The following is a 3707-nucleotide window of genomic DNA, read 5'->3' as shown; positions in this document are numbered from 1 at the left end:
CGCGGCGCTGTCACGGCCCGACCTGCCGCAGGCGCGCGGCGATCCATTCGGCCACCGCCTCGGCCACCGCGGCGGTGGCGATCGGGTCGGGCCGGGCGCGGCGGCGGCCCGGGCCCGATGGATCCGGCAGCAGGGCCCCGCCCGGCGCCAGCACGACAGGCAGGTCCCACCCATGACCGATGCCCGGCAGCGGCAGATGGGCGAGCCCCGCCCTGTCGGCGAGCGCCACGCAGAGCGCCGCATCGGCGGATGCGAGGCCATGGACCAGCAGCGCCCGCCGCGGCGCGGGCGGCAGATCAAGACCCCGGCAGCCCGGATCGAGCGCGACGACCGGCGCGTCCTCGACCGTCAGCGCCACGCGCGCGCCGGCGCCAAAGCCGATGACCGCGATCCGCTGACCGTCGAGCCGCACCGAATCGCCATCCGCCCAGGCGCGGACCAGGTCGATGGCGGCCTGCCCGGGGCGGGGCGCGGTCGACGCGCGGTCGCCCTCGCCCTGGTCCTCGATGCCGAGCACCAGCGTCGCGATGCCGCGGCGCGCCAGGGCCTCGATGTAGGGCTCGCTGCGCGCCTGGTCGCCCGTCGCATCCGGCAGCAGGACGACCAGGGGCGGCGGTGGGCCGTCGACCGGCAGCACGGGGCTGGCCGGTGCGCCATTCGCCGGCGCGGGGGCCGGCCAGGCCAGGCCAGCCAGGAGCAGGAGGGAGGCTGCGAGGCGCATCGGGGGTGACTCCGCGGTCGACGCCCGGCGATCCCGGGCAGGCGGAGACTCCCAGCGGCGGCGGTGGGCCGTCCCGAAGGCGATCCGAAGCCTTTCCGAAACCTCGGGCTTCGCGGCGACCGCGGTGACCTGCATCACCGCACTGGCCGATGCTGCGGCGCAACAGATAAGGTATGGGCGCGCACAGCCGATTCGTCATGGAACGGGACATGTCCCTGACCGCAGCCGAGATCTCGCTTGGAAGCGCCGTGCTCGACCCCGAACGCGGCGTGATCCGCTGCGCCGCGGGCGCCGCGACGATCCTGCGGCCCAAGACGCTCGAAGTCCTGATGCTGCTGCTGGGCCACCCCGGGCGGCTGGTGTCGCGCGCCGACATCCTGGACGCCGTGTGGCGCGGGGTGAATGTCACCGACGACAGTATCACGCAATGCATCGTCGAACTGCGCCGCGCGCTGGGGCCCGATGCCACGCTGATCCGCACGGTGGCGCGACGGGGCTACGTGCTCGAGGCTCCGCCGGCCGTCGCGCAGGCGCGCCCGCGCGCGGAGCCTCTGCCCTCGGGCGTGCCGGTCGTGGCGGTGTTGCCCTTCCGCCAGGTGGGCGCGGATGACGGGCTCGCCACCTTCGCCGAGGGCGTACTGGAGGGCGTGGTGGGCGCCCTGGCGGCGCTGCGCGAGCCGGTGGTGATCTCCTCCAACTCCACGCTGCGCCTGGCGGAGGATGACCGCGACCCGCGCGCGGTGGGTGCGCGGCTGGGCGCGCGCTACGTTGCCGGCGGCACGGTGCGGCGCACCGGCGCGCAGATCCGCCTCACCGTCGAACTCGCCGAGGCCGGGAGCGCGGCGGTGTTGTGGCAGCGGTCCTTCGACGTCTCGGGCGAATGCAGCTTCGAGGCGCAGGACCGCATCGCCGCGATCATCGCAAATACCCTGGCGCCACGGGTGCAGGAGGCCGAGCTGGTCCACGCGCGGCGCCGCCCGCCGGCCGACATGAAGGCCTATGCGCTGATGCTCGAGGCGCGGCAGCTGGTCTTCCGCATGGACCGGGACGCCTTCGAGCAAGCCGGTCGGATGCTGCGCCAGGCCGCCGCGCTCGACCCCGAATTCCCGGCCGTGCATGCCGCCATCGCGGACTGGCACAGCCTGCGGGTGGGCCAGGGATGGTCGGCAGACATCGCGGCCGACACCCGCGCCGTGGAAGCGGCGGTGGACCATGCGCTGGCGCGCGATTCATCGCATCCGCGCGCGTTGGCGCTGCTCGGCCACAACCACACCATCCTGCGCCGCCGCTACGACGATGCGCTGGCGCTGTTCGACCGGGCGCTGGCGGCCGCCCCCAACGATGCCGAGACCTGGATGTGGACCAGCCCGACCTTCGCCTGGATGGGCGAGGGCCGGGAGGCGCTGCGCCGCGCCGAACGCGCGCTGGCGCTCTCGCCCGAGGATCCGCTGATCTTCCGCTACGAGCATTTCGCCTCGATCGCCCACTACGCGAGCGAGAACCACGAGGCGGCGGTGGAATGGGGGCTGCGGTCGATGCGCTCCAGCCCGAACTACACCTCGAACCTGCGGGTGACGGCGGCGGCGCTGGTGGCGCTCGGGCGCGGGGGGGATGCGGCGCCGCTGGCGCGGCGCGTGCTGGCGCTGGAGCCGGGCTTCCGGGTGGGGCCCATGATCGCGAAGCAGGCCTTCCGGGATGACGCGGCGCGCGCATCCTACGGGCAGCGGCTGGTGGAGGCGGGCCTGCCGGCCTGACGCCGGCCCGAAGGGACGCAAGGGACTCAAGGGACTCAAGGGAGGGCGACGTGACGATCATGTTGTTCGGCAATGGCGGCGGCAATGGCGGTGGCAACGGCGGAGGGAATGGCGGAGGGAATGGCGGCGGCACGGGCGGCGTGCTGACGCTTCCTCTCGATGGCGGTGTGCTCGACAAGGTGCCGGCGGGCAGCGAGATGGTGCTGTCGACGCCCAATGCCGCCGGGCTCGGGCGCGGCGGCTTCCCGCTCACGGCGTGGTCGCCCTGGCTGCGCGCGCAGGCGATCCTTGGCGACTTCGGCGCCACCGGCTGGCAGGGTGACGATCCGGGCCCACCGGACGACAGCGCGCAGACCCTCGGCCCCGAGGTGGCGGCGCTGCGCGAGCTTGCGAAGCAGCGCGCCGCCCGGCTGACCGAGATCGTCGCGCAGGCAAACGGCTTCGAGACCTATTTCCTGCAGATGCTGGGCGCCGGCGGCGGTGCGCGGCCGGCGGTGACGACCATCGTCGCCGTCGCGATGGCGGTGGGTCAGCTGGCGGGGATGCACTGGAAGTGGAAGTACCAGCGCGCCCGCCCCGCGCAGGTCTACCCGCCGCTGATGCCGGTGATCCCGACGCCGCCGCATGCCTCCTACCCCTCGAACCACGCATTGCAGGCGCATCTGGCGCGTCTCTCGCTCGAGGCCCTGTTCCCGGCAGGCTCGAAGCTGCGCACCGCCTTCGCCACGCCGCTTAACGCCCTGGCCGAACGCATCGCCGAGAACCGCGAGGTCGCCGGTGTGCACTTCAAGAGCGACAGCTCCGCGGGGGAGGCGCTGGCGCCGCGGCTGCTCGCACGCCTCGCGCCGCTGCCGCGCTATGCGGCACTGGTCGCCGAGGCCAAGGCCGAACTCGGCACGCTCGCGACCGGCGGCACCACTGGCGGCGCGATCGACCCGCCATGAGTGGCGGCTTCATCGACATCGCGCGCGGCCGCCTGAACCTGGCGGCCGAGCAGCTCGACTTCATCCGCGGCGGCGCGGTCGGCTCCTTCGACGAGTTGCACGCGGTGCTGCGCGCCAGTCCCTCGCTGGCGAACGAAGCCTGGTTAGCGGCCGGGAAGCTGCTTGCACTGATGGAGAACGAGGGCCTCCTTTCGGCCCGTTATCTCGAACGGCTGAAGGCGCCGCCGGTGGTGCTGCCGCCGCCGGCCGCCGCAGCGCCCCGCCGGCCGGAGCCACGCGTGTGGGGGA

4 protein-coding genes are annotated in these 3707 nt (G+C 74.0%); 3 read left to right on the top strand and 1 reads right to left on the bottom strand.

Translation table 11 applies throughout. The features are described from left to right. Positions 1 to 10: 10 nt before the first annotated feature. Positions 11 to 721, bottom strand: a complete 711-nt coding sequence (locus tag HW578_RS24295) for a hypothetical protein (protein ID WP_198373282.1) — start codon at positions 719 to 721, stop codon at positions 11 to 13. A 209-nt stretch (positions 722 to 930) separates the two neighbouring features. Here HW578_RS24295 and HW578_RS24290 point away from each other — a divergent pair, with 209 nt between their 5' ends. The 3 genes from HW578_RS24290 to HW578_RS24280 form a co-directional block, all read left to right on the top strand. Beyond that, positions 931 to 2475, top strand: a complete 1545-nt coding sequence (locus tag HW578_RS24290) for a winged helix-turn-helix domain-containing tetratricopeptide repeat protein (protein ID WP_198373281.1) — start codon at positions 931 to 933, stop codon at positions 2473 to 2475. Between the two features lie 50 nt (positions 2476 to 2525). Continuing rightward, positions 2526 to 3419, top strand: coding sequence for a phosphatase PAP2 family protein (locus HW578_RS24285; RefSeq protein ID WP_198373280.1), 894 nt, complete (start codon positions 2526 to 2528; stop codon positions 3417 to 3419). Further along, a partial coding sequence (locus tag HW578_RS24280; RefSeq protein WP_198373279.1) for a hypothetical protein occupies positions 3416 to 3707 on the top strand: 292 nt, incomplete at its 3' end. The genes HW578_RS24285 and HW578_RS24280, both read left to right, overlap by 4 nt.

Source organism: Roseomonas rosulenta (assembly GCF_016106005.1).
Classification (GTDB): domain Bacteria; phylum Pseudomonadota; class Alphaproteobacteria; order Acetobacterales; family Acetobacteraceae; genus Neoroseomonas; species Neoroseomonas rosulenta.
This window is presented reverse-complemented; position numbering and strand designations above follow the sequence as displayed.

Coding starts and splice junctions, on each gene's coding strand:
- HW578_RS24295 (WP_198373282.1), bottom strand. CDS start 721: ATGCGCCTCGCAGCCTCCCTCCTGCTCCTGGCTGGCCTGGCCTGGCCG.
- HW578_RS24290 (WP_198373281.1), top strand. CDS start 931: ATGTCCCTGACCGCAGCCGAGATCTCGCTTGGAAGCGCCGTGCTCGAC.